20 protein-coding genes and 1 tRNA gene are annotated in these 25,229 nt (G+C 67.4%); 16 read left to right on the top strand and 5 right to left on the bottom strand.

What is annotated here, in order from left to right:
- Both menD and QF206_RS07960 read left to right on the top strand, forming a co-directional pair.
- On the top strand, window positions 1–1,917 hold the full coding sequence (gene menD / locus QF206_RS07965; protein WP_281488689.1) for a 2-succinyl-5-enolpyruvyl-6-hydroxy-3-cyclohexene-1-carboxylic-acid synthase: 1,917 nt from the start codon (window positions 1–3) through the stop codon (window positions 1,915–1,917).
- Between the two features lie 60 nt (window positions 1,918–1,977).
- Window positions 1,978–2,904: a PPK2 family polyphosphate kinase gene (locus QF206_RS07960; protein ID WP_281488688.1), complete on the top strand. Its 927-nt coding sequence runs from the start codon at window positions 1,978–1,980 to the stop codon at window positions 2,902–2,904.
- Between the two features lie 4 nt (window positions 2,905–2,908).
- On the opposite strand, the gene QF206_RS07955 is transcribed toward QF206_RS07960, so the two are convergent.
- Window positions 2,909–4,213, bottom strand: coding sequence for an isochorismate synthase (locus QF206_RS07955; RefSeq protein ID WP_281488687.1), 1,305 nt, complete (start codon window positions 4,211–4,213; stop codon window positions 2,909–2,911).
- A 121-nt stretch (window positions 4,214–4,334) separates the two neighbouring features.
- Here QF206_RS07955 and QF206_RS07950 point away from each other — a divergent pair, with 121 nt between their 5' ends.
- The 3 genes from QF206_RS07950 (at window position 4,335) to QF206_RS07940 (ending at window position 7,974) form a co-directional block, all read left to right on the top strand.
- The gene (locus QF206_RS07950) at window positions 4,335–5,444 is read left to right on the top strand and encodes a class I SAM-dependent methyltransferase (protein WP_281488686.1); all 1,110 of its coding nucleotides are present in this window, start codon (window positions 4,335–4,337) and stop codon (window positions 5,442–5,444) included.
- 11 nt (window positions 5,445–5,455) lie between these two features.
- A complete protein-coding gene (locus QF206_RS07945) occupies window positions 5,456–6,514 on the top strand; it encodes a polyprenyl synthetase family protein (RefSeq protein WP_281489034.1) in 1,059 nt (352 codons plus the stop codon).
- 83 nt (window positions 6,515–6,597) lie between these two features.
- Window positions 6,598–7,974 carry an FAD-dependent oxidoreductase gene (locus QF206_RS07940; RefSeq protein WP_281488685.1) on the top strand — a complete coding sequence of 459 codons (1,377 nt, stop codon included), beginning with the start codon at window positions 6,598–6,600 and terminating at the stop codon, window positions 7,972–7,974.
- On the opposite strand, the gene cls is transcribed toward QF206_RS07940, so the two are convergent.
- Both cls and QF206_RS07930 read right to left on the bottom strand, forming a co-directional pair.
- On the bottom strand, window positions 7,955–9,418 hold the full coding sequence (cls, locus tag QF206_RS07935; protein ID WP_281488684.1) for a cardiolipin synthase: 1,464 nt from the start codon (window positions 9,416–9,418) through the stop codon (window positions 7,955–7,957). The two genes, QF206_RS07940 and cls, sit on opposite strands and share 20 nt — an antisense overlap.
- An 81-nt stretch (window positions 9,419–9,499) precedes the next feature.
- Entirely contained in the window at window positions 9,500–9,988 is a 489-nt protein-coding gene (locus tag QF206_RS07930) for a YajQ family cyclic di-GMP-binding protein (protein WP_281488683.1), read from the bottom strand.
- 101 nt (window positions 9,989–10,089) lie between these two features.
- Here QF206_RS07930 and QF206_RS07925 point away from each other — a divergent pair.
- A tRNA-Tyr gene (locus QF206_RS07925) sits at window positions 10,090–10,174 on the top strand.
- A gap of 196 nt (window positions 10,175–10,370) precedes the next feature.
- Here the strand turns inward: QF206_RS07925 and QF206_RS07920 are convergent.
- Window positions 10,371–12,302, bottom strand: coding sequence for an APC family permease (locus QF206_RS07920; RefSeq protein WP_281488682.1), 1,932 nt, complete (start codon window positions 12,300–12,302; stop codon window positions 10,371–10,373).
- Between the two features lie 278 nt (window positions 12,303–12,580).
- Here QF206_RS07920 and QF206_RS07915 point away from each other — a divergent pair, with 278 nt between their 5' ends.
- The 10 genes from QF206_RS07915 (at window position 12,581) to QF206_RS07870 (ending at window position 23,149) form a co-directional block, all read left to right on the top strand.
- The gene (locus QF206_RS07915) at window positions 12,581–13,621 is read left to right on the top strand and encodes a DctP family TRAP transporter solute-binding subunit (protein WP_281488681.1); all 1,041 of its coding nucleotides are present in this window, start codon (window positions 12,581–12,583) and stop codon (window positions 13,619–13,621) included.
- 161 nt (window positions 13,622–13,782) lie between these two features.
- Entirely contained in the window at window positions 13,783–14,817 is a 1,035-nt protein-coding gene (locus QF206_RS07910) for a zinc-dependent alcohol dehydrogenase (RefSeq protein WP_281488680.1), read from the top strand.
- A gap of 110 nt (window positions 14,818–14,927) precedes the next feature.
- Window positions 14,928–15,986: a DctP family TRAP transporter solute-binding subunit gene (locus tag QF206_RS07905; RefSeq protein WP_281488679.1), complete on the top strand. Its 1,059-nt coding sequence runs from the start codon at window positions 14,928–14,930 to the stop codon at window positions 15,984–15,986.
- Between the two features lie 34 nt (window positions 15,987–16,020).
- Entirely contained in the window at window positions 16,021–16,542 is a 522-nt protein-coding gene (locus QF206_RS07900; protein ID WP_281488678.1) for a TRAP transporter small permease subunit, read from the top strand.
- Between the two features lie 103 nt (window positions 16,543–16,645).
- A complete protein-coding gene (locus QF206_RS07895) occupies window positions 16,646–17,911 on the top strand; it encodes a TRAP transporter large permease (protein ID WP_281488677.1) in 1,266 nt (421 codons plus the stop codon).
- A gap of 65 nt (window positions 17,912–17,976) precedes the next feature.
- Complete coding sequence (locus QF206_RS07890) at window positions 17,977–18,723, top strand: hypothetical protein (RefSeq protein ID WP_281488676.1); 747 nt, start codon at window positions 17,977–17,979, stop codon at window positions 18,721–18,723.
- A gap of 10 nt (window positions 18,724–18,733) precedes the next feature.
- Window positions 18,734–19,732, top strand: a complete 999-nt coding sequence (locus QF206_RS07885) for a zinc-dependent alcohol dehydrogenase (RefSeq protein WP_281488675.1) — start codon at window positions 18,734–18,736, stop codon at window positions 19,730–19,732.
- Window positions 19,725–20,693: an NAD-dependent epimerase/dehydratase family protein gene (locus QF206_RS07880; protein WP_281488674.1), complete on the top strand. Its 969-nt coding sequence runs from the start codon at window positions 19,725–19,727 to the stop codon at window positions 20,691–20,693. The genes QF206_RS07885 and QF206_RS07880 overlap by 8 nt, the downstream gene beginning before the upstream one ends.
- Before the next feature lie 50 nt (window positions 20,694–20,743).
- A complete protein-coding gene (locus QF206_RS07875) occupies window positions 20,744–21,559 on the top strand; it encodes an inositol monophosphatase family protein (RefSeq protein WP_281488673.1) in 816 nt (271 codons plus the stop codon).
- A gap of 204 nt (window positions 21,560–21,763) precedes the next feature.
- Complete coding sequence (locus tag QF206_RS07870) at window positions 21,764–23,149, top strand: M23 family metallopeptidase (RefSeq protein ID WP_281488672.1); 1,386 nt, start codon at window positions 21,764–21,766, stop codon at window positions 23,147–23,149.
- A 41-nt stretch (window positions 23,150–23,190) separates the two neighbouring features.
- Here the strand turns inward: QF206_RS07870 and QF206_RS07865 are convergent, their stop codons facing one another.
- On the bottom strand, window positions 23,191–24,945 hold the full coding sequence (locus QF206_RS07865) for a glycoside hydrolase family 13 protein (protein WP_281488671.1): 1,755 nt from the start codon (window positions 24,943–24,945) through the stop codon (window positions 23,191–23,193).
- Window positions 24,946–25,229 lie beyond the last annotated feature (284 nt).

The following is a 25,229-nucleotide window of genomic DNA, read 5'->3' as shown; positions in this document are numbered from 1 at the left end:
ATGCCGGGAGCATCCGCACCGGCCGACCCCGAGGCCGACGAGCCCGAGTCGCCCGCGGTGGACGCGCCAAGCGGCGAGCGGTCGGCATCCGCTTCGCGTGCAGAAGGATCCGCTGCTGCCCTGACATCACGTCGCATCGATGACGCGCGACGGGCGGATGCCTCGTCGGCGCCCTCCTCGAGCTTCGCCGTCTCACTGCTGAGCGAGTTCGTGCGTCTGGGGGTGCGTGACGTCGTGCTCAGCCCCGGGTCGCGATCCCAAGCGCTTGCACTGGCAGCCGCAGCGCTCGAGCAACGCGAGGCACTGCGTCTTCACGTGCGCATCGATGAGCGTGCTGCCGGGTTCCTCGCGCTCGGGCTCGCGATGGAGTCGCGCTCTCCCGTGCCGGTCATCACCACATCGGGCACCGCGGTCGCGAATCTTCACCCCGCCCTGCTCGAGGCGCGCCACGCGGGCGTTCCGCTGATCGCGCTGACCGCCGATCGGCCGGCCGAGCTGCGCGGCATCCGCAGCAACCAGACCACCGACCAGGTCGGCATCTTCGGAACCGCCGTGGTGGCCGCGTGGAACCTCGATGCGCCGGTCGGCGCTCCGGGCGAAACGGATGCCGCCGGTGCGCTCGCGCGCGAGCTCGTCGCCGCGTCGGCCGGTGGCCCCGTGCACGGCAACCTCGCGTTCACCGAGCCGCTCTCGAGCGCGATCGACGCGGATGCCATCGAGCTCGACGATCTTGGTTTGCCGCCCGTCGATGCGGGTGTCTCCGTCCACGCCCGGTCGACGGAGGCCGCGGCCGCGTCTGGTGCCGCATCCATCGCCACCATTGCTCCGGCGCTGGGTACCATCGTCGTCGCCGGTCACCGCGCGGGTCCCGTGGCCGAGGCTGTCGCCCATGCCCTTCACGCTCCGCTGGTGGCTGAGATCGCCAGCGGCGCGCACTTCGGGCGGAATCTGGTGCTGGCATACCGTCGGCTGCTGCAATCCGCGGAGTTCGGCGGCGCGGTACGCCGGGTCATCGTGTTCGGGCATCCGACCCTCAGTCGCGAAGTGCCCGCGCTCATCGCACGGGAAGACGTCGAGACGATCGTCGTCCGCTCCCCCGGCGTTGACGACTACAACCCGGGTCGGCGAGTGTCGTCGTTCGTCGACGCCGTCGAGGTGGTCGATTCGTCATCCGAAGACGACGCCGCTGCGCTCGCGGCCGACGTGCGCCAACTGCGGCGGTGGACGGCGGAGTGGGTGCACGCGGGCCGCGAGCTGGCTGCGGCGGATGCGGCTGACTCGGCCGTCGCGGCACCGGATGTCGATGCCTCCCGCTCGTATGACCGTCTTGACAGAGCTCGGTTCGCGCGGGCCGAACTGGCCGCCGTGCGCAGGCCGCTGACGCGGCGACTGGTCGCTGAGCTGGTGTGGGCCGCGACCTGGCCGCACGACCGGCTGGTGCTCGGGGCGTCGCGGCTGATCCGCGTCGCCGACGAGGTGGTGCCGGGCAAGAAGCTCGTCGTCCATTCCAACCGCGGGCTGGCGGGCATCGACGGCACGATCGCGACCGGCATCGGCGTCGCGCTCGCCGTCGAGGCGGCAGGCGGCCGCGGCACCACGCGCGTGCTGCTCGGCGACCTCGCGATGCTGCACGACGCCGGTTCGCTGCTCTTCGGAGAGGGCGAGCGCCGCCCGCGGGTCCAGTTGATCGTCGGCAACGACGGAGGCGGCACCATCTTCGACGGGCTGGAGGTCGCGGCATCCGCGGATCGCAGCGCGTTCGATCGCGTGCTCTACACGCCGCAGCGCGTGGACCTCGCTGCGCTCGCCGCCGCCTATGGCTGGCAGCACAGGACCGCCCGCACCTACGGCGAGCTCGAGCAGGCTCTCACTGCTCCCGAGCGTCTGTCGATCATCGAGGTGCCGCTCGAGCGCTGATCGCCTCGCGATCGTGATCAGGCGATAGTCCGCGGCGGATGCCGGGGCTACGCTCGGCGCATGAGCGATGCGGCCCGTATCCGCGGCGACCACCTGCCACACGATCGCGCTGGCGCGGGCACCGGCGCCAGCACTGGCCCCGCCGACCCAGCAACATCCGCCTTCAGCGGCTTGTTCCGCGCCCCGCTGCCCCTCGACCTCGCCTCGATCGACCCTCGCGCAACACCGGGTTTCACTGGCGAGCGCGAAGACGCCGACGCCGCCATGCGCGCGACCGACGACGAGCTCTCAGATCTGCAGGAGCGGCTCTTCGCGGGCAGTCGCACAGGCGACACCAGACGAGTGCTGCTCGTGCTGCAGGCGATGGACACCGCCGGCAAGGGAGGCATCCTCCGGCATGTGATCGGCGCCGTCGACCCGCAGGGCGTCCGCATCACCGCCTTCAAGGCGCCCACCGAGGAAGAGCGGCAGCATGACTTCCTCTGGAGGGTGCGGCGCGCGTTGCCGCCGGCCGGCATGATCGGAGTTTTCGACCGTTCGCACTACGAAGACGTGCTGGTGCAGCGGGTGCGGGGGTTGAGCCGCCCCGACGAGGTCGAGCGTCGTTACGAGCAGATCGTGGAATTCGAGCAAGAGCTGACGGAGGCCGGTGTCTCGCTCATCAAGGTGATGCTCCACATCAGCAAGGCCGAGCAGAAGGAGCGATTGCGGGAGCGGCTCGACCGCCCTGACAAGCATTGGAAGTTCGACCCGGGTGACATCGACGAGCGCGCGTACTGGAACGACTACATGCGGGCGTATGAGCTCGCGATCGATCGCACCAATACAGCGGCGGCTCCGTGGTACGTGGTGCCCGCCGATCGCAAGTGGTTCGCGCCCTATGCCGTGCACGGGCTGCTGCTCGAGACGTTGCGCGGTCTTCAACTGCAGTGGCCGCTGGCCGAGTTCGATGTCGCGTCGGAGCGACGCCGACTCGAGGCATCCTGAGCTCTCAGTCGAACGCTTCGACGACCGGCTTGAACTTCATCCGCGTCTCGGCGAGCTCCGCCTCCGGGTCGGATTCGGCCACGATGCCCGCTCCCGCGAACGCGGTGACACGTCCTTCGCTGTCGATCTGAGCCCCGCGAAGCGCGATGGCCCATTCTCCGTCACCGTCGGCGTCGACCCAGCCGACGGGTCCGGCGTACCGGCCGCGATCGAACCCTTCGAGTTCGGCGAGCATCCTCATCGCAGTGTCTGTCGGGGTGCCGGCCACCGCAGCGGTGGGATGCAGAGCGTCGATGAGGTCGAGCGACGAGGCGCCGGCGCTGAGCGTGCCCTCCACGTCGGTTGCGAGATGCCACAGGTTCGGGAGCTTCAGCGTGAACGGCACTTCGTCGCTCGAGAGCGCACGAGCGAAGGGATCGAGCGCCGCCAGCACGCTCTGCACCGCGAATCGGTGTTCGTCGAGGTCCTTCGTGCTGGTGGCGAGCGCTGCCGCTGCCGCCTCGTCGCTGCGTTGATCGACACCCCGCGCCGCGCTGCCCGCCAGCACCCGGGCCGACACCGTGCCCTGCTCGACGCGGACGAGCGTCTCGGGGCTCGACCCGATCAGGCCGTCCACGGCGTAGGTGTGGCAGTCGGGGTAGCCGAGCGCGAGCGCGGCGATCACACGCCGAAGATCGGCATCCGCCGGCAATTCGCCCGTGAGGGTTCTCGCCAGCACGACCTTGCTGAGCGCGCCGTCGTGAATCCGCTGCACAGCCTCCGTGACCGCGGCGAGGTAGCCGGACGCCGTCGGTGTGCCGGCATCGAGTGCCAGCTTCACGGGGTGACCCCACGGCGCCGGGCTCAGCGCGCGGTTCACCGCTTCTGCATCCGCGAGGTCGTCGATGGGTTGTGCGGCGGATGCCGTGCCGCCGTCGAGGCGCATGTCGGCGATGTCGATGCGAGTCAGCCAGGCGGCGTCGCCTCGGCGGCCGACCACCAACCGCGGAACGATCAGGGTGCTGGTCGCCGACGATTGCGCACTGAACGCGAAGGTGCCGAAGGCGATGAGGCCTGACCCCGCAACACCGACGGGGTCCGTCACAGACGCGCGCTCGACGAGGCTCTTCCACGCGGATGCCGCCTCGCGCATGCGCTCGGCGCCGGCGAACTCGAGACGCAGCGCTTCGCCGAAGCCCACGACGCCCTCGCCTCGCCGCACGAATACGAGCGGATGCCTCGGATCGGCGAGCGGGATCAGCGGCTGGTCGAGGTCGATCGCCGTCGTCACCGCTCGCAACGACGCAGCGGCAGACGACACAGCAGACACCGCAACAGCCTATGCCGCTCCCGAGGGCCTCCCCAGCCCGGTCGAACGGCGCTGCAGAGCCCCGCACGGCTCCCCTCGTCGCCCGGGTCCCGGCCAGACGCCACGCGGCTAGCATGGAGTGGTGAGCAAGGCCGACTTGAACAAGCGCCCGGAAGAGGTATCGGGCATGTTCGACAGCGTCGCCCGCGGCTACGATCGCACGAACGCCGTGCTCTCGGTCGGTAACTCCGCTCTCTGGCGCATCGCGACCGTGCGCGCCGTCGACCCGAAACCGGGGGAGCGCATCCTCGACGTCGCCGCCGGCACGGGCACGAGCGCGGCCGCCTTCGCGCGGTCGGGCGCCCAGGTAGTCGCCCTCGACTTCTCCCGAGGCATGGTCGAGGAGGGCCGCAGGCGGCATCCCGAGCTCGAGTTCATCGAGGGCAACGCTGAGGCGCTGCCCTTCGGGGATGACGAGTTCGATGCCGTCACCATCAGCTTCGGGCTGCGGAACGTTCAACGCCCGAAACTCGCGCTCGACGAGATGTTCCGCGTGCTCAAGCCGGGCGGTCGGCTTGTGATCTGCGAGTTCAGCAAGCCACCGGTCGGGATCGTTCGAGCGGGCTACCAGGCTTACCTCAAGTGGGTCATGCCCGCCGTCGTCAACATCGCGAGCACGGATGCCGATGCCTACTCGTACCTCGCCGACTCGATCGAGGACTGGCCAGATCAGGGAACTCTGAGTCAGTGGATCAGAGGTGCCGGGTTCACCCGCGTCGCACACCGCAATCTCACCGCCGGAGTCGTGGCCCTGCACCGAGGTCGCAAGCCCGAGGATGCGGCGATTCGTGCGTCGGTCTCGAAGCGCCGCCGCGCGAGCCGCAGCGTGCCGAGCGCTCCGGCGGATGCTGCCACTGACGCTTCTACTGGCGGGTCGGCCAACGGCGCCACAGTTGAGGCCGCCGTGAAGGCTGCCACCCCGAAGGCCGCCGCGAAGGCCGCCACGAGGGCCGCCACCCCGAAGGCCGCGACGGTGAAGGCTCCGCCAGCAAGAGCCAAGACCGCGAAGCCTGCGCCCGCCAATGGTGCCGGCGAAACCGCCGCAACGACCACCAGGCCGACGCCGTCCACCCGCCGCAAGCCCGTCCTTGATCCGGCGCCTCAGCGTCCCGCCGTCGAGAGCGGCGCCGTCGAACCCGAGGCCAAGCGCGGGGCGAACGAGCCGGCATCCGAACGTTCGAACGACTCGTGAGCCGCACCCCAGTGATTCCCACCGCACCCGCTCGCCGTCGGAGCAGCCTTTCGGCCTCGCTCGGCATCGGCGACCGCCTCTTCGCATCAGCTGATGAACGCCGCTTCGCACGCGCCATCGAAGTCGGCCTCGAGCGCGTCGAAGCCGGATTGTTCGACGAGATGGGCTTCGCCGACGAGCTGGCCGATGTCACCGCACGGTACCTGCTCGACGCCGGCGGCAAGCGCGTGCGCCCGGTGCTCGCTCTTATCGCCGCGCAGCTCGGCGACGGCGCGACCGACGAGGTGATCACCGCGGCGAGGGCGATCGAGATCACGCACCTCGCCTCGCTGTATCACGACGATGTCATGGACGAGGCGCCGGTTCGCCGCGGGGTGCCCGCCGCCCACATGCGCTGGGGCAACGCCGTCGCGATCCTCACCGGCGACTTGCTCTTCGCTCGGGCGAGCAAGCTCATCGCCTCGCTCGGTGAGAGCGCCATCGCACTGCAGGCCGACACCTTCGAGCGGCTCTGCCTGGGGCAACTGCATGAGACGGTCGGTCCGAAGCCCGGTGAAGACGCCATCGAGCACTACATCGGGGTGCTCGCCGACAAGACCGGCTCGCTCATCGCGGCCGCCGCGCAGGTGGGTGTGAAGTTCTCGAACGCGCCGGCCGAGTTCGAGCAGCCGGTCGTCGAGTACGGCGAACGGGTGGGCGTCGCCTTCCAGTTGGTCGACGACGTCATCGACCTCGCGCCTCCTGCCGACAAGACGGGCAAGACCGCGGGCACCGATGTGCGCGCGGGCGTCGCGACGCTGCCCATGCTGTACTTGAGGCAGCAGGCGCAGACGGATGCCGCGGCATCCGAGTTGCACGAGCGCATCACCCGCGATGTGCAGGACGGCACCCCCGAGGAAGCCGACCAGGCGATCACCGCGCTGCGTGACCACCCGGTCACGGAGCGCACCCTCGCCGAAGCGAGACGCTGGGCTTCAGCCGCGGTCGCCGCGCTCGAGCCGCTGCCTGAGGGGCCTGTGAAGAAGGCGCTGTCGACCTTCGCCGATGCCGTGGTCGAGCGCAGCAGTTGAGCAGCTCGGCTGAGGGTCCGAGAACCGTCGGGCGCGAAATCGCACCGATGAGCCAAGACGTAGATCGAGTCGAAAGGAAGACCGTGACCAAGCTTCGCCTGGCCATCGTCGGAGCCGGCCCCGCCGGTATCTACGCCGCTGACATCCTGCTGAAGCTCGAGAAGCAGTTCGATGTCTCGATCGACCTCTTCGAGGCGCTGCCCGCACCGTACGGATTGGTGCGGTACGGGGTCGCACCCGACCACCCGCGCATCAAGGGCATCATCACGGCCCTCCGAGAGGTGCTCGACCGCGGCGACATCCGCATCTTCGGCAATGTGCACTACGGCACCGATATCACCCTCGCCGACTTGAAGAAGCACTACAACGCGGTCATCTTCGCGACCGGCGCCATGCGCGATTCCGACCTCACGCTGCCGGGCTTCGACCTCGAGGGATCGTACGGTGCGGCCGAGTTCGTGAGCTGGTACGACGGTCACCCCGATGTTCCTCGCGAGTGGCCGCTCGAGGCGCAGTCGATCGCCGTCATCGGCAACGGCAACGTCGCTCTCGATGTGGCGCGGATGCTGGTCAAGCACCCCGAAGACCTGCTGTCGACCGAGATCCCGAGCAACGTGTACGAGGGGCTCAAGCGCTCGCCCGTCACCGATGTGCACATCTTCGGTCGCCGCGGCCCGGCGCAGGTCAAGTTCACCCCGCTGGAGCTCCGCGAGCTCGGCGAGCTGCGCGGCGTCGACATGATCCTCCACGACGAGGACTTCGACTACGACGACGCCTCGAAGAACGCGATCGCCACCAACAAGCAGGTCATGGTGATCGATCGAGTATTGCAGCAGTGGCGGCAGCGCGAGACGGGTTCCGCGTCACGGCGCCTGCACTTCCACTTCTTCGCGCGGCCGGTCGAACTCACGGGCGTCGGCCATGTCGAGAGCATCCGCTGGGAGCGCACGGCGCCCGATGGTGAAGGCGGAGTCGTCGGCACCGGCGAGTTCCGTGAACTGCCGGTGCAGGCGGTGTATCGCGCGGTGGGGTACTTCGGCTCGCCCCTTGACGGCATCCCGTTCGACGAGCGCGTGGGCGTCATCCCGAACCACGAGGGCCGCGTGCTGCGTGACGACCCGACGAGCCCGGGGCAGTTCAACGAGCAGTTGCCCGGCGTCTACGCCACGGGCTGGATCAAGCGGGGGCCCGTGGGGCTGATCGGGCACACCAAGTCCGATGCGATGGAGACGGTGAAGCACCTGGTCAACGACCAGGGGAGCTGGTGGAACCCTGCACACCCGGAGGAGCAGGCGATCATCGAGCTGCTTGGATCGCGCGGCATCCAGTACACCGATCTGGATGGGTGGCACGCGCTCGACGAGCATGAGATCGCGCTGGGCGAGCCCGAGGGCCGGGCGCGCATCAAGGTGGTCCCGCGCGACGAGATGGTGAAGATCTCTACTGCAGTCCGGCAGTGAGCCGCGCGACGTTGTCGAGCACCTGAGTGCGGAACGGCCTGCGCAGCCAGTCGTCGAGCAGCACCTCGGTGCTGCGGCTGCGGTAGTCGTCTTCGATCTGTCGCAGCTGCTTGACGAACTGGTCTGAGCGCACCATCACCGAGATCTCCAGGTTGAGGGTGAACGAGCGCATATCCATATTGCTCGAGCCGACGACCGCCACCTCGTCGTCGATGGTGAAGTGCTTGCTGTGCAGCACGGTCGGCGCCTGGTAGAGGAAGATGCGCACCCCGGAACGGAGCAGCTCCTCGTAGTAGGAGCGCTGCGCGTGGTACACCATCGGCTGGTCGCCGATCTCGCTCGCGAACAGCTGCACGTCGAGCCCGCGCTGGGCCGCCGACGTGATGGCGTAGAGCATCGAGTCATCGGGCACGAAATAGGGGCTCGTGATGATGATGCGCTCTTGTGCGCTGTACAGCAGCGAGTTGAAGAGCCTGAGGTTGTTCTCGCCGTCGAAGCCGGGGCCGCTCGGCACCACCTGGCAGTCCATCGGCACGGCTGACTCGACGGCGCGGGCGCTCTCGGTCTCGCGGATCAGCAGTTCGTCGGTCTCGCTGTACCAGTCCGTGACGAAGAGGGCATCGATTCCCGCGACGATGGGGCCCTCGAAGCGCACCATCAGGTCTTTCCACTGAAGACCGCGACGCTTGTTCGACCGCTTGTTGTAGCTCGCGTCGATGATGTTCTGCGACCCGGTGAACGCAAGGTCACCGTCGATCACGAGCAGCTTGCGATGGTTCCGGAGGTCTGGGCGCTGGTACTTGCCCCGCAGCGGCTGCACGGGCAGCATCAGCTGCCACTGCACGCCGCTGCGCTTCAGACGCTTGATCGTGCGCCGATATCCCGGGTAGCGCCACGACGCGATGTGGTCGAGCAGTACGCGCACTGTCACACCACGTTCGCGAGCGGCTTGCAGTGCGTCGAAGAAGGGCGCGCTCGTCTTGTCGAGATTCATGATGTAGAACTCGGCGTGAACGTAGCGCTCGGCGGAGTTCACGGCATCCGTCATCGCCTGCAGCGATTCCTCGTAGCCGGAGAAGAGCTCAGCCCGGTTGCCGCCGACCATCGGCATGGCGCCGAGGGTGCGGTTCATCTCGACGATCGGCCCGAGCCAGTCGGGCCAAGGCGGCTCGGTGCGCACGAACTCGATGCCGTCGGTCGTTTCGAGGATGTACTGATTGATCGCCTGCTGTCGCTGACGGCGCTTCTTCGGCAGCTTGGTCGACCCGATGAACAGGTAGAGCAGGATGCCGATGTACGGCAGCAGGAAGATCGCGAGCAGCCAGGCCGTCGCCGTCTGCGGCTTGCGATTGCGCGGCACCACGATGAGAGCGGTGATGCGCACCGCGATATCGATAACGATGAGCGCGGCACCGATCCATACAGTGATCGATGCCGGGTTCATAGTGTTGAGGATAGTGAGTGCCGTACGCCTCTCAGCTGTGCCCGGCCGCCGTCGCGCTGTGGCGCTTCATGCGGCAGCACATCAGCGGAAGTTGATGAACTGCAGCGCGACGTCGAGATCCTTGCCCTTGAGCAGCGCGATCGTCGCCTGCAGGTCGTCGCGACTCTTCGACTGCACGCGCAACTCGTCGCCCTGGATCTGGCTCTTCACGCTCTTCGGAGCCTCGTCGCGGATGATCTTCGAGATCTTCTTCGCGTCGTCGCTCGCGATGCCGTTCTTGAGCCCGACCTCGATGCGGAACTCCTTGCCGCTGGCGAATGGCTCGCCGCTGTCGAGAGAGCGCAGGCTCACGCCGCGCTTGATGAACTTCTGCTCGAGCACGTCGAGCACGGCCTTCACTCGCTCCTCGGTGCTGGCCTTCAGCAGCAGCTTCTCGCCGCTCCATTCGATCGACGCGCCGACGCCCTTGAAGTCGTAGCGCTGCGCGATCTCCTTCTGCGCCTGGTTGACGGCGTTGTCCGCCTCCATCTTGTCGACCTTGCTGACGATGTCGAATGAGGAATCTGCCATGCCGCCGAGTGTAGCCGCGGTGGTCAAAGGTGAGCCTCGTGGCCTTGTATGCTGTATTGCGCGCGTTCGACTGGTGATCACACTGGGCGGAAGCGCATCAAGGCGAGTTACCCAAGCGGCCAAAGGGATCTGACTGTAAATCAGCTGGCGTAGCCTTCGGGGGTTCGAATCCCTCACTCGCCACCATGTGCGAAAGCCCCGCTCCGGCGGGGTTTTCGCGTTTAGGGGTGCTACTGGCCGCGGTGGCGCGGCATCCGGAGCTTCGTTTCCGAGCTGGCTGGGGTTCGCTTCACCGGCCTGGGTTGCAACACTGGCCGGCGACGGCGACTCTGGCCGAGACGGGCAGCGGTGGGCGCCGCGAGGCCGCGATCGAGGTGCCGCATCAGCTCACGTGCACTGAGGGGCGGCGCTTCGGGTCGGGCTCGCTCTCGCGCAGCACTTCGCGGGTGACCGACGCGACCTCGCCGCCGCCGGTGAAGAGGAACTTGAACATGTTCGTGATGGGGTTGCCCTCGGTCCAGGCGAAGTAGATGGTCGGCACCACGCCGGTGAGGTTGCGGATCTCGAGCAGCAGGGCCGCGAGCGCGTTCGGGATGCTGGTCGCTCTGACCCGAAGCACGCGAAAGCCCCCGACGCGAGCTCCGACCACGCGGAGGTCGTCCTCGAAGTCTGAGGAGTCGGCCACCGTCACTTCGAGGAAGATCGTGGGGGAGTTCGACGGGATGTGGCTGAACCGGCGCTCGTCGAGGTTCTTCCGGCGGTACTCCTCCGGAGAGTCGACATCCGGGTCGTGGGCGATGATCCGAACAGCACCGCGCTCGGCATCCTCTCTGATGAACTCGAGAGCCTGGGCATCGAAGGTCACCGACGTCGCCCGCAGTTCGAACGAGCGCTGCACGCGCGAGATCAGCGAGACCGCGACGATCCCCAGGATGAACAGGCTCGCGATGCGGATGCCGTCGGGCCGCTCGATCACGTTCGCCACTGTGGTGTAGACGAACACCACGGAGACCGTCGCGAATCCGATGGTCGAGGCGCGTCTGCGGCGACGGCGGGCCGAGAGCGTGACGGCGATCGCGGCGAATGTCATGAGGACGAGTACGCCGGTCGCGTACGCGCCGCCCTGTGCGTCCACGTCGGCACCGAACTCGATCGTGATCAGGAACGCGATCGCCGTGAACACGAGCACGAGGGGCCGGATCGCCCGAGCCCACGCGGGCGCCATTCCGTACCTGGGCAGATACCGCGGAACGAGGTTCAGCAGCCCGGCCATGGCGGAGGCGCCGGCGAACCAGAGGATGAGGATCGTGCTGGCGTCGTACACGGTGCCGAATTCGGCGCCCAGGTACTTGTGCGCGAGATACGCGAGTGCTCGTCCATTCGCTTCGCCGCCTGGCTCGAACTCCTGATGCGGAATGAGCAGTGTCGTGACGAAGCTCGAGGTGAGCAGGAACCCGCTCATGATCAGCGCCGCCGTCGTGAGCAGGCGCTTGGTGCCTCGAATGCGGCCCACGGGGTCGTTCTCGGTATCGCCTCGCCTGCCCTGCACCTGCGGCATGACCGCCACCCCGGTCTCGAAGCCGGAGAGGCCCAGGGCGAGCTTCGGAAACACGATCAGCGCGATGCCCGCGATGACCCAAGGGTTGCCGTGCTGCGTCGTGAGTGCCGCCCACCAATCGGGGATCGCCACTGGGTGCAGCAGCACCTCGTAGATCGCAACGGAGATGACCACCGCGTTCATCGCGAGGTACACCGCCACGACAGGCACGGCAATGCCGATCGCCTCTCTGAATCCGCGGAGGAATACCGCGCCCAGCACGGCGATGAGGCCCAGCGTCAGGGGCACCTGGCTTCCTTCGAGCCAGCTCGGGGTGAAGGGGTTCTCGAGGATGTGCGCGGTCGCGTCGGCCGACGAGAGCGTGATGGTGATCATGAAGTCGGTGGCCGCGAATCCGAGCAGCACGAGCACGAAGAGCTTCCCCGCCCACCACGGCAGCAGCCGCTCGAGCATCGAGATCGATCCCGATCCCTTGAAGCTCTCGCTCGCCACACGGCGGTATACCGGCAGCGCCCCGGCGAGCGTGAGCGTGACGAGCACGATGGTGGCGAACGGTGAAAGGATGCCGACGGCCAGCGCCGCGATCGCCGGCTGATAGCCGAGCGTCGAGAAGTAGTCGACACCCGTGAGGCACATGACTCGCCACCAGGGGTGAGTGGCGTGGGCCCTCACGGCGTGCGGCCCCTGGTGCCGCCCGGCGGCGTCCGTCAGCCCGTCGAGCAACCAGCTTCGCAGTCGTGATGCTCGAGCTGTCATGCTCACACTCCATGGAGCGCGGCTCCGCGCGGACCCGCGCTGCACCGACAGCGTACCGCCGCCGGCGCTCGCTTCAACGGGACCGAAGTCGGCCCTCGCGGGGTCAGCGGCATGCCGCGACGGCCCATAGGCCGCGACAGCGACGTCTCCACTGCTCAATCGCTCTCGCGTCGCTCGTTCTCCCGCCGCGTCGGGTCACTCGGTGGTACGACAAGCCAGGCCGTGGCGGAGCCTTCCTTACGATGACGGGTTGATGCCCCTTCATCGAAAGGACAATGATGTCTCGCACCCTGAACCGGAAGCGCACTGCGTTCATCGCAACTTCCGCAGCGATCGGACTCGCCCTCACCGGCTGCGCCGCCGGAGATGGCGGTGATGAGGGAGACAAGGCCGCCGCCACCACTACCCTCACCTTCGCGACCAGCTTCACCGACGACCACCCGCACAACCGGTGTGGCTCGTTCGTCATCCGCGACGCCATCAACGAGCAGACCGACCTCGGACTGAAGATCGACGTCTTCACCAACAGCCAGCTGGGCCCCGACACCGAGCGGTTCGAAGCGCTCAAGTCGGGTGACATCGATATCGATCTGCAGGGTCCCTCGGCGCTGTCGAGCATGTACCCCGAGATCGGCGTCATCGACACCGCGTATGCGTTCGACGGCCCCGACCACGTGTTCGAGTTCTTCGACAGCGGTGCCGCCGAGCCGCTCACCGACGGCCTCCGGGAGGCGACAGGCTTCCGCACGATGGAGCCGTTCTTCTTCGGCATGCGCAACTTCAGCGCCAACTCGGCGATCCGCACGCCCGAAGACCTTGCCGCGCTGCAGATGCGCTTCCCCGACAGCCCGCAGTTCCTCATGAACGCCGAGGCAGTCGGCGCCACCGCCGTCGCGGTCGCGTTCGAAGAGATCTACGTCGCATTGCAGCAGGGCATCGTCGACGGCCAGGAGAACCCGATCCCGACCGTCAAGTCGATGAGCCTCGATGAGGTGCAGACTCACGTGAACCTCAGCGAGCACCAGACCGGCGTGCAACTGCTGCTCATCAACGATGACACCTGGCAGAGCCTCACCGACGAGCAGCGCGATGCCCTCACCGAGGCGGCAGCGGATGCGCGCCAGCAGGACCACGACTGCATCGTCGAGGACGAGCAGGCGATCATCGACGAGTGGGAAGAGTCGGGCGCAATCACGGTTGTGAAGGACGTCGACAAGGCCGCCTTCGCGAAGAAGGCCGAGTCGTACTTCATGAACAAGTACACCGGCGAGCGCCTCGAGTTCTACAAGGCCATCCGCGAGAGCGCGCCGTCGAACTGAGTTCGCTCCACCATCACGCCTGAGAAGGCAACGAGCGCCCGGGCAGGCCAGCCCGCCCGGGCGCTCGGTTCTCTCGCCCTCGCTTGTTTCCAGAGGCAGCCTTCGCCGGGCTCGCTGGTCCGAGGGCACCAACCATCGCAACGTCCCCGAAAGGCCCCCACATGCGCGCGATCGTGAAGACCGCCCCCGAACCCGGCGCTCTCGAATTCCGCGAGGTCGAGACGCCCGTGCCCCAGCCCGGCCAAGCGCTCATCAAGATCACGGGGGCGGGAATCTGCGGCACCGACATCGCCATCTGGCGGTGGCACGAGCAGATCGTCGGCCAGTACAACGCGATCTTCCCGCTGGTGCCCGGACACGAGATGGCCGGCACGGTGGTCGAGTCGACCACGGGAGAGCTCGCGCCGGGCACGCTCGTCGGCGTGAACCCCCAGATCGCATGCGGTCGGTGCGAGTACTGCGCCGTCGGACGCTCGACACTGTGCGTTCGCCGAGTCTTCATCGGCGGCGGCATCAACGGCGGCTGGGCGGAATACGCGGTGGTGCCCGAGAAGAATTGTTTCGCCGTGCCCGAGGGGTGCGACCCCGCCGTCGCGCCGCTCATGGAGCCATTGGCCGTCGCGGCGCACGCGGTGATCGAGCGCGTGCCGCCCGTTCCCGGTGACCTCGTCGCAGTCATCGGCTGCGGGCCGATCGGGTTGCTCACGCTGGTGCTTGCGCGCAATGCCGGCGCGTCGAACGTCGTGGTCACGGGAACGGGCGCCGATGCGGCGCGGCTCGAGCTCGCCCGCGAACTGGGCGGCATCCCGGTCAACATCGACGAGGCCGACCCGGTCGACGTGGTGCGGTCGCTCGGCTGGGATGGCGCCGACATCGTCTACGAGACGAGTGGCAATCCGGCCGTTCCCGAGCAGGCGATCTCGATGGCCCGCCGAGGCGGCAGGCTGGCACTCGTCGGGCTGGCGTCGCGGCCGAGCGAGCTGCTGATGACGCCGATCGTCCTGCGCGAATTGGAGCTCATCGGCTCGCGCGGCTACAGCGAGTCGACGTGGAACGCGCTGTTGCGGGTGCTGCCTGCAGTGCACGTGGATGCCCTCAAGGTCGTGTCGCACCGGATGCCGCTCACCGATGTCGAAACGGCGCTCGAGCTGCTGACGAGCTCGCGCAGCGCGAACAAGATCCTCCTCGTTCCATGACGCCTGTTCCCTCCCAAAATGGAACGCTGTTCCGCATCAAGCGCTTAATGCCGCTAGGGTGTGCAAGGCTCAAGACGGGTCACCACAGCAACGATGCACGGAGGACATTGATGTCACGACTGACCAAGCGCACCGCAGCAGCCATTGGCTCGGCAGCAGCGTTCGGCCTTCTCCTCGCCGGCTGCAGCAGCGCCGGCGATAACAAGGCGGGAGGTGACGCGGGCGAAACCGTCGAGGTCGTCTTCGCGAACAGCTTCGCCGGAGACCACCCGCACAACGCCTGCGGAGTCGACCTGGTAGCAGAAGCCGTCAATGACAAGGGTGTCGGCCTCGAGATCGTCAACTACCCCGAGAGCATCCTCGGCGGAGACCAGGAGCGCTTCCGTTCCGTCCAGACGGGCGACGTGCAGATGAACCTCGACTCGCCCTCGAACATCAGTGCGTTCTCTGAGGCGATCGGCGTGCTCGACCGTGCATTCGTGCTCGACGGTCAAGAGCAGCTCGAGGCGTTCGTGGAGACCGACGCGTACAAGGAACTGACCGACAACGTGCTCGAGGAGACCGGCACGCGGATCATCGGTGCCTGGTACTTCGGCGTTCGCGTGTTCACTTCGAACAAGCCCATCCACGAGCCTGCTGACCTGCAAGGGCTGAAGACTCGTTTCCCGAACAAGCCGGAGTACCTCGAGTCGGCATACGCGCTCGGCGCGAACCCGGTCGGCGTCTCGTTCGACGAGCTCTACCTCGCGCTGCAGCAGGGCACCGCTGACTCGCAGGAGAACCCGGTGTCGGCGATCGCAAGCACGAACGTGCAGGAGGTGCAGGACTACGTCTCGCTCTCGGGCCACCAGACGAGCATCGAGTTCGTCGTCGTGTCTGAGGACTTCTGGCAGGGCCTCAGCGACGAGCAGCGCACCGCGATCCAGGAAGCTGTCGACGCAGCGGGCGTCAAGGCCGGCGAGTGCATCTCCGAGGAAGAGCGCACCATCCTGCAGCAGTGGGCCGCTGACGGAGTCATCGAGGTCGTCCAGGATGTCGACCGCGAGGCGTTCCGCACCAAGGTCGAGGCGTACTGGGAGGCCAACCTCGAGGGCGTGCAGCGCGAGTACTACGACCTGATCAAGGCAGAAGACCTCGGCGAGGGCTGGACCGCGCCGACGATCAAGTAGTCAATCGACAACCACGAGCTGAGACGGAATGCCAATGCAGAACACGACAATCATCGGTCGGGTGCGTCGAGTGCTCAGCCGCGTCGAGGTCGCGCTGGGCGTCGTCATGATGGTCGTCGTCGTCGTGGGGGTGGCGCTTCAGGTTCTGCAGCGCTACCTCCACCTGACCACGGTCGGCTGGTCGGGCGAAGTGGCCATGATGGGACTCGTCGTGCTCTCGCTATTCCTGGCCGGCTATCTTGCCGCTCGGGACCAGCACATCACACTCGAGTTCATCGACGGGCTGCTCCGCCGACCGCGCGCCATCGAGGCCGTCTGGTTCGTATCGCGATTGATCGTGATCGTGGTCGCCGCTGCGTTCGCCTTCGCCGGCATTCAGATGGTCGACTCGGGCGTCAGCGGCAACCTGTCGAGCGTCGCAGTGCCGAAGGCGCCGTTCTTCATCGCGACCGCGGCTGGGTTCCTGCTCGTCGTCGTTGACGTGGTGCTCGACCTCGTCGAGCGTCGCGGCCGGTTCACGCCAGCCGACCGATCAGCCACGCCGGCCGTCGTCTGACGCTCGCCGCTGGGGCCGCTGTACGGGAGCACCTGCACAGCGGCCCCGCCTGGCGGTGCTGACCGCCGCTCCCTGCTTCTTGCCCTCTCAGACAGATTGACCGATGGAACTCTCAGTCCTGATCATCGCGATCTTCGTGCTCCTCGCGCTTCGAGTGCCGATCGCATTCGCCATTCTCGGCCCCTCGATGCTGTACCTCGTCAGCAACGGTTACACGCTCGACCTCTCGTTCCGGCTGGCGATCGAGGGAATCGACAGTTGGCCGCTGCTCGCGGTGCCGCTGTTCATCCTCGTCGGCGTCGCGGCGAACTATTCCGGCATCGCCGAGCGGCTCTTCGACTTCGTGCTCGCCCTCGTCGGCCGGGTGCGAGGAGCGCTGGGCTACGTGAACGTCGCCGCAAGCCTTGGGTTCTCCTGGATGAGCGGTGCATCGCTTGCCGACGTCGCAGGCCTCGGTTCGGTCGAGGTCAAGCAGATGCAGAAGCGCGGCTACTCCGACATGTTCTCGGCGGGTGTCACGACGGCATCCTCGCTGATCGGTCCGATCATGCCTCCGAGCATTCCGGCGATCGTCTATGCCTCGATCGCCTCGGTCTCGACTGGCGCGATGTTCCTCGCCGGAATCATTCCCGCGCTGGTGATGTTCATCATCCTCTGCCTGACAGTCTTCTTGTTCACCTTCCGCCGTGCAGACCTCGCGGGAGAGCCGTTCAACCTGCGCCGTCTGGGCCGCGCATCGATGCGTGCCCTGTTGCCGATGGTCGTGCCGGTCATCATCATCGGCGGCATTCTGACGGGGTGGTTCACGCCCACGGAGGCCGCCTGCGTGGCTGCCGTCTTCATCCTCGCTGTGGCGATGGCGATCGTGAAGAACGGGCGCCTCAAGTTCCTCGGCGTCGTATTCAAAGAGACCGTCGTCACGACCGCCTCGATCATGATCATCCTCGGCGCGTCGAACATTCTGGGATGGATTCTCGCCCGTGAGCGAGTGCCCTTCCACATGGCCAAATGGATGAGCGAGATCACCGACTCGCCAGTCGGCTTCCTGCTGCTCACCGCCTTGCTTCTGCTCATCATCGGCTGCTTCATGGAGTCGCTCTCAGCGCTGGTGATCACAGTCCCGGTGCTGTTGCCGATAGCGATCGACTTCGGCGTCGACCCAGTGCACTTCGGGCTCGTGACGATCTTGTCGCTCATGATCGGCTTGCTCACACCGCCATTCGGTGCGGCTGTATTCGTGCTGAGCGGTGCCACCCGCATCCCGATCTGGACCGCGTTCAAGGGGTCGATGATGTTCATGCCGAGCCTGCTGATCATGCTCTTGCTGCTGATCTTCGTGCCCGAACTCGCACTGTTCCTGGTGAACTGACCGCACGACCGCGTACGCAACGCGACCCAACCACGCACCGAACCTCTGAACCAGAAGGAGCCCACATGATCACCGCTGACGCTGTGCTGTCGATCTGGCACGACATCGAACCCTCCGCGCAAGACGCGTATCTCGAGTGGCACACGCTCGAGCACATGCCCGAGCGGGCCTCCATCGACGGGTTCGTCCGCGGCCGCCGGGGAGTGGCGCTCGATCCCGCGCAGTCGCCGAAGTACCTGACGCTGTACGAAGCGCGAGAGGCTGAGATCTTCCGTTCGACGCAGTACCTCGAGCGTCTCGACAATCCCACGCCGTGGACACAGCGCATCCAGCCGTCGTTCCAGAACTTCGTGCGGTACGCCAACGTGCCGGCCTTGCAGAAGGGATTCGGCGACGGCGCTTTCGTCACCACGGCTCGCATCGAAGCAGTTGGTGACGCCACTGCGACGTTCGCTCAGCTGGAGGCTCGCCTGCGTGCCCTCGTCGACGAGCTCGGCGAACTGCCGAAGGTGAGCTCGGTGTTCCTCGGTGAGTCGCGTGACGAGATCACCGACTACAAGACCGAGGAGGCCGAACTGCGCCCGGTCAACCCCGAACTCGACGGCGTGCGTCACCTCGCGGTGATCTTCGTCGACACACTGACCGCGGATGCCGCCGGCCCCGTGCGCGAGAAGATCGAGGCGCTCGCCGCCGAGCTAGGCGACGCTCGTATCGGCCACTGCTCCACGTTCCTCGTGGACTACATGGTCGACGAGACGCACGTCACCCGCACCCCGTTCGACGCCGACGCCATCGAGCGTCGCTCCAAGTAAGGACTGACGGATGCTGGCCCTCTCGCTCACTGGCGAACGCGATGTGGCAGTGCTCGACGTGGCCCCGGCGCCGCAACCCGCACCCGGGGAACTGCGGATCGCCGTGCGCGGGCTGGGCCTATGCGGCTCAGACCTGAGCCGCTATCTCGGGCATCGCGGCGTGCCACGGCTGCCGTGGGTGGTCGGCCACGAAGCCTTCGGCACGGTGACGGCTGTGGGCGACGGGGTCGACCCGTCGAGAATGGGCGAGACAGTCGTGATCGAACCGATCATCGGCTGCGGCGAGTGCCTGCGCTGCACGGGCGGCATGTCGGCGATCTGCGAGAGCCGACGCGTGCTCGGCATGACCGAGGCGGGAGCGGGCAGTGAGCACTACACGCTGCCCGCCTCGCACGCGCACACTGTTCCGGCAGAGTGGCCCCTCGCCGTGCTCGGTTGCATCGAGCCGCTCGCCGTCGCCGCGAAAGCGGTCGAACTCGCCGACGTGCGCGAAGGCGACAGTGTGCTCATCATCGGAGGCGGTGCTCAGGGGGTCTTCGTGGGGAAGCTGCTGCAGGCTCGAGGCATCCGAGTCGAGCTCTCCGAAATCCAGCCCGAGAAGGCCGCGTTCGTTGCCGACCTCGGCATCGGCCCGAGGAGTGCGCCGGATTCCCAGTACTCCCGCGTGTTCGAGGCGTCGGGCAGCGCCGGTGGGTGGAAGTCGGCGCTCGCCGCAGTCGAGCCAGGCGGAGCCATCGTGCTCGTGGGAATGGGCAGCGCTCCGCTCGAGTTCACGAGCGAAGACCTCGTACTGCGCCAGGTGCGCGTGCTCAGCAGCTACGTGTACGACCACCCCACAGGGTTCGAGCGCGCGATCAACGCGGTGCGCGATGGAGCGATCGACGTGGCGCCCGTCGTCAGCGCGGTCGTCCCCGTCGCCGAGGCGTCTCGGGCCTACGAATCGGCGCTGACCGCGCCGGGCAAGGTCGTGATCTCGTTCGAGGAATGGAGCCGTGACGCAGATGAGTGAATCCAAGAGCGCGGAGGTGCAGCCGGCGCAAGTGCCGCAGCACGCGGACGCAGCCTCCGAGAAGCCCGGTGGCGCGCGCTCCGTTCTCGTGACGGGCGGCAACGGCTTCATCGGCGCGTGGGTCGTGAAGAACCTGCTCGAGCGCGGACACCGGCCCATCGTGTTCGATGTGGGCGCCCCGAGCCCGCTGATCACCGACTTGCTCGGCGAACGGTTGAACGGCATCGAGTGGTTGACGGGCGACATCCGCGACGCTGCGCAGGTGAGCGACGCCGTGAGCGGTGTCGACGCCGTCGTGCACCTCGCTGGTGTGCTCACGCCGTTCTGCAACGAGCACCCGGTGACCGGCGCCGAGATCAATGTCATCGGCACGGTCAACGTGCTCGACGCCGCCCGACGTCATGGCATCGCCGGCGTCTCGTACGCCAGCAGCGCGGCTGTCTACTCCTCCACCGCCCTCGATCTCAATCCGCGTTCGCTCTACGGGGCCTACAAGCTGGCTGCCGAGTTCACCGCGAAGGCCTTCTGCGAGCAGTTCGGATTGAACTCGATGGGGTTGAGACCACTGGTGGTCTACGGGCCGGGCCGCGAGAGCGGAGCGAGTGCGGGCATCGCGCTCGCCTGCCGCGCTGCGGCGCGAGGCGAGAGCTACGAGATCCCGCTGCACGGCCGCACCGACGCGGTGTACGTGGCCGATGTCGCCGACGCATTCGTGGTGAGCGCTCTCGAACCGCTCGACGGCGCGCACTCGTGCAGCATCGCGGGTACCGTGGTGGACATCGATGACGTGGTGCGCCTGCTCGGCGAACTCGTTCCGGGATCGGCGATCAGCCGCGGCACGGGAGACCTCGGCATCCACGCTGAAGTCGGTGAACTCGATCTTCGCGCCAGACGCGACGATGTGCTGCGCACCGAACTGCGGGATGGCCTCGAGCAGACCATCGCGTACTACCGGCACTGACTTCGGCGGCAACTCAGCCGATGCGAGCCGGCTGATCCCTGAGGAGTGATGTGAGCGACCAACTGCTTCTGACGGCACGGGAGGTCGCAGCATCCGCCGCTGCACTGATCGCCGAACGGCGCGCCGTCGGCGTGAGCGTTGCTGCCAGCAAGTCGTCGTTGACCGACGTGGTCACTGAGACCGACCGCGAGGCTGAAGCGCTCATCCGCGGCATGCTTGCCGACGCGCGGCCGAACGACGGGTTCTACGGCGAGGAGTCAGGTGCCGAAGAGGGCAGCACCGGGCTCACCTGGGTGATCGACCCCATCGACGGCACAGTCAACTTCCTCTACGGCATCCCGCACTACGCGGTGAGCGTCGCGGCCGTCGAAGGCGACCCCGACCCGAAGACCTGGCGCGCGCTCGCCGGATGCGTGCTCAACGTTCCGACCGGCGAAGAGTGGTGGGCCACCGCGGGCCAGGGCGCGTTCCTCGATGGCGAGCGGCTCGAGATCGCGCCCTACGTCGACCTCGATCACGCCCTTGTCGCGACCGGATTCGCGTACACGGCAGAGGGACGTCGCACGCAGGGCGAGATCGTCGCCGCGCTGCTGCCCCGCGTTCGCGACATCAGGCGAATGGGTACCGCGTCGCTCGACCTCTGCGGTGTTGCGGCCGGGCGGTTGAACGCCTATTTCGAGCGCGGCCTGCAACCGTGGGACCACGCAGCTGCGGCGCTCATCGCGAGCGAGGCGGGCGCGACGGTGCGCGGATGGCACGGCGCCGCGGATGCCGACCTCACCCTCGCGGCAGAGCCGAAGCTCGCGACAGAACTGCTCGACGTGCTCACCGAACTCGACGCCGGCCGCGGCGGGCGAATGGTTTGAGACGCGCCGAGGCGTCGCCCGGAAACTCGCGGATTTTTCGCTGAACGGAAACGGGAAGAAAATTCGACTCGCGAAGTCGGGTTGAGATTCGCTAGCCTTTATCAATCCGTTATCTGTTGACGTGTTCGGCAGATCAGAGTTCGTTTCGGCCCGCCGGGCCCGCCGCGTGAGGAGAGGTCGCTGCATCCAACCGGACACGCCGACGTGACTCAGCGCGGCGTCAACCCAGTCTCAGATCGCGGTTCCGGCACCCCCAGCCCCTCCGACGTTGCGGGCGCCACCGACTCTCCGCTCACGCGCAGAGCGCTGCGAGAGCTCGAACGTCGCGCGGAGCGCGAGCGCGCGGCGGCACTCGAGACCGCGCCGATGCGGATCATCTCGATGCCGTCGACCGGCGCCGTCGCCGCTCACTCGATCGACTCGCTGGCACAGGATGCCGCGGCATCCGCCACTCTTCAGCGCGAGACGGCGAAGAGCCTCGCCGAGGAGGCGCCTGCGTCGCCAGAGCTGTCGCCCGTTGAGACCGTGATGATGGCGATGGTCGAAGCGGCAGCAGAGGCGATGGAGACGACCTCGAGCGCCCTCGCAACTGTTGAGCCCGTGTCTGAGACACGGACGGCATCCGAGGCGACGGTCGCCGAAACGACTTCTCAGACTTCCGACGGCGCCAGCGCGGCTTCTCCCGTCGCGGCCGACCTCGATGCCGCGCCGGCCGCGGCAATGGCGCCGGACGTTGAGCTCACCCGCCGTGCTGCAACGGCTCGCCGCCGTGCCGCGCGCTCCGATGCGCGCATCGCTCGGATCGCGCGGGCCCCGCGTGCCGCGTCGACGCCGCGGACCGCTTCGGCCGCCGCTTCGGCCCCACGCAAGGAGCGATCGGCCCGAACCGTCGGTGTGCTGCGCAAGGTGTACTCGGGGGCGGCGCTGCTCTTCGCCGGCGCGCTGCTCGTCGGCACCACATTGCCTGCCAATGCCTTCCGTTCCGAGAGCTTCACGGACGCGTCGACCTCGGCCGCGCTCAAGCCTGCAGCCCAGCAACTCGCAATCGAAGACGGCAGCGCTGAAACTGTCGCGGCGCAGAGCCTTCGCGAGGACTACACCGTCACGACGCGCGCGCAGGTGCTGCGCCAGACCTACGGCACCCGCAGCTACAACTACGTGAGCACGGGCACCGGTGCGATCCGGTGGCCCTTCCCATACACGGTGCCCATCAGCTCGGGCTTTGGTGACCGATCTGCGCCCTGCCGTGGGTGCTCCACGAACCACCGCGGGCTCGACCTGACGCCAGGCGCGGGAACGCCGATCTATTCGATCGCCGACGGAGTGGTGATCGAGGTCGGCAACGGGGGCAGCTACGGCCACTATGTCTACCTGCAGCACGAACTGAACGGTCAAACGGTCGTCACGCGCTACGCCCACATGCAGTGGGACTCCAGCCCGTTGGTCGTCGGCGAACCGATCGGCGTCGGTGAGTTCGTCGGCCTCGTCGGCAGCACGGGCCAATCGACCGGCCCCCACCTGCACCTCGAGATCCTCGTCAACGGCACGCACGTCGACCCTTACGTCTGGCTCACCGCGAACGCCAGCTGACTGCGAACGCCAGTTGACCGCGAGCGTCAGCTGGCCGCCGATCAGCGGGCTGGCAGTACCCAGACAGTCGTGTCAGCGGGCAAAAGCCCGTCCGGCACCTCGCTGCTCGCGAGCAAGAGCGTTCCCTCGGGCACCCGCGCCTCGTCCGCACCGACGTTCGCGACGACGATGAGACTGTTGTTCCTGAACGCGAGCACTCCCTTCGGCATCCGCTCGCCCTCGAGCTCCGACAGCCATTCGAGTTCGCCGGCCCCGAGTGCGAACTCGGAACGGAGCCGCAACGCCGCACGATAGAACTCGAGCGTGCTCGACGGGTCGCCGAGCTGCCTGTCACGGGCCAGTTCCCGCCACTCGGACGGTTGCGGCAACCAGGAGGAACTGCTCTCGCTGAAGCCGTACGCGGGCGCGTCGGCTTCCCAGGGGATCGGCACCCGGCATCCGTCACGTCCGTAGCGCTCGCCCTTGGTGCGGAACCAGGTCGGGTCCTGCCGTGCGTGGTCGGGCAAGTCGGTCACCTCGGGCAGACCGAGCTCTTCGCCTTGATAGACATAGGCGCTGCCAGGCAGGGCGAGCATCAAGCCGGTCGCCGCCCTCGCACGACGAAGGGCCGGCATCCGGTCGGGTAGGCCCTGAGTCTTGGGGCCGATGCCGTGCCCTTGGAGGTGGTCCTCGCCGAGCGCGAGGCGCGTCGCATGTCGGATCACGTCATGGTTGCTCAACACCCACGTGCTCGGGGCGCCTACGCCTCCGAACGCTGCGAGCGAGTCGTCGATCACTTCGCGCAGCGCATCGGCACGCCATGGGCTCATGAGATACGAGAAGTTGAACGCCTGATGCATCTCATCCGGCCGGACCCAGCTCGCCACCCTCTCGAGCGGGTCGACCCACGCTTCAGCGACGAGCACCCGATCGCCCTCGTACTCTTCGAGCAGCCGGCGCCAGTCGCGATACACCTCGTGCACGCCCTCCTGCGCCCAGTAGGGAACGATCGGCGCCTCGCGCGAGCCACCCAGGCTGCCTCCCGCTTCTGGAAGCTCGAGGTCGGGCAGGCCCTCGGCCTTCACCAAGCCATGGGCGACGTCGACACGGAATCCGTCGACGCCCCGGTCGAGCCAGAACCGCAGCACCCCTCTGAAGAGCTCCCGCACTTCGGGGTTGCTCCAGTCGAAGTCGGGCTGCGATGTGTCGAAAAGGTGCAGGTACCACTGGCCGGGCTCACCGTCTGCCTCGATCACGCGAGTCCATGCCGGCCCTCCGAAGACCGACTCCCAGTTGTTCGGCGGAAGCTCTCCGTGCTCGCCCTTGCCGTCGCGGAACAGGTACCGGGCGCGTTCGGGTGAGCCAGGCCCCGCCTCCAGCGCCGCCTGGAACCACGGGTGCTCGCTCGACGAGTGATTGGGCACGAGGTCGATGATCACGCGAAGGCCGCGCTGGTGGGCGGCTTCAAGCATCCGGTCGAAGCTGGCGAGCGTGCCGAAGAGCGGGTCGACGTCGCAATAGTCGCTCACGTCGTAGCCCGCGTCGCGCTGCGGTGAACGGTAGAAGGGTGACAACCACACCGCGTCGACTCCCAGCTCGACGAGCGCATCGAGGCGCGAGGTGACACCTGGCAGGTCTCCGATGCCGTCACCCGAGGCGTCTGCGAAGGAACGCGGATACACCTGGTAGATCACCGCGGTCCGCCACCACTCTGGTGGTGCGGATTCGCCTGCGGTCTCTTGCGTGACGTCGGGCTGTGCGCCCGCGTCATCCGTTGCGAATTCATGGGGGCCGGGATGCTCCAGAGGGTCAGCCATGCGGCCCACCATACGAGCGGCACGGTGGCGCGTCAGCCCCCTTCGAGTCGATCCGGTGCGGTCTGTCAGCAGTGCAGGCGTCAGCATGACGAGCGGGCAGTCGCCCTCATCTGGGGCGTTTGCTACACCTGCAGAAGCTGCGCACCCGGGCCAGAGTTGCCAGCCCGGGCCCGAGCAGCAACTCTCTCCGGCATGGCGAATCCTCGCCGCGACGGGCGTCGCTTCGCAAGCGACGTGGCCGGCCCCCGGGAGGCTTGCGCCACCGGCATCCGTTGAAAATCGCA

The sequence above is a fragment of the Ruicaihuangia caeni genome, assembly GCF_029952955.1.
Lineage (GTDB): Bacteria > Actinomycetota > Actinomycetes > Actinomycetales > Microbacteriaceae > Ruicaihuangia > Ruicaihuangia caeni.
Note: the sequence above shows the minus strand (reverse complement) of the source record. Positions and strands in the feature narration are given on the sequence as shown.

What these genes read in the sequence shown, in the direction of transcription:
- menD (WP_281488689.1), top strand. Translation starts at nt 1, where the DNA reads ATGCCGGGAGCATCCGCACCGGCCGACCCCGAGGCCGACGAGCCCGAG.
- QF206_RS07960 (WP_281488688.1), top strand. Translation starts at nt 1,978, where the DNA reads ATGAGCGATGCGGCCCGTATCCGCGGCGACCACCTGCCACACGATCGC.
- cls (WP_281488684.1), bottom strand. Translation starts at nt 9,418, where the DNA reads ATGAACCCGGCATCGATCACTGTATGGATCGGTGCCGCGCTCATCGTT.
- QF206_RS07930 (WP_281488683.1), bottom strand. Translation starts at nt 9,988, where the DNA reads ATGGCAGATTCCTCATTCGACATCGTCAGCAAGGTCGACAAGATGGAG.
- QF206_RS07920 (WP_281488682.1), bottom strand. Translation starts at nt 12,302, where the DNA reads ATGACAGCTCGAGCATCACGACTGCGAAGCTGGTTGCTCGACGGGCTG.
- QF206_RS07915 (WP_281488681.1), top strand. Translation starts at nt 12,581, where the DNA reads ATGTCTCGCACCCTGAACCGGAAGCGCACTGCGTTCATCGCAACTTCC.
- QF206_RS07910 (WP_281488680.1), top strand. Translation starts at nt 13,783, where the DNA reads ATGCGCGCGATCGTGAAGACCGCCCCCGAACCCGGCGCTCTCGAATTC.
- QF206_RS07905 (WP_281488679.1), top strand. Translation starts at nt 14,928, where the DNA reads ATGTCACGACTGACCAAGCGCACCGCAGCAGCCATTGGCTCGGCAGCA.
- QF206_RS07900 (WP_281488678.1), top strand. Translation starts at nt 16,021, where the DNA reads ATGCAGAACACGACAATCATCGGTCGGGTGCGTCGAGTGCTCAGCCGC.
- QF206_RS07895 (WP_281488677.1), top strand. Translation starts at nt 16,646, where the DNA reads ATGGAACTCTCAGTCCTGATCATCGCGATCTTCGTGCTCCTCGCGCTT.
- QF206_RS07890 (WP_281488676.1), top strand. Translation starts at nt 17,977, where the DNA reads ATGATCACCGCTGACGCTGTGCTGTCGATCTGGCACGACATCGAACCC.
- QF206_RS07885 (WP_281488675.1), top strand. Translation starts at nt 18,734, where the DNA reads ATGCTGGCCCTCTCGCTCACTGGCGAACGCGATGTGGCAGTGCTCGAC.
- QF206_RS07880 (WP_281488674.1), top strand. Translation starts at nt 19,725, where the DNA reads ATGAGTGAATCCAAGAGCGCGGAGGTGCAGCCGGCGCAAGTGCCGCAG.
- QF206_RS07865 (WP_281488671.1), bottom strand. Translation starts at nt 24,945, where the DNA reads ATGGCTGACCCTCTGGAGCATCCCGGCCCCCATGAATTCGCAACGGAT.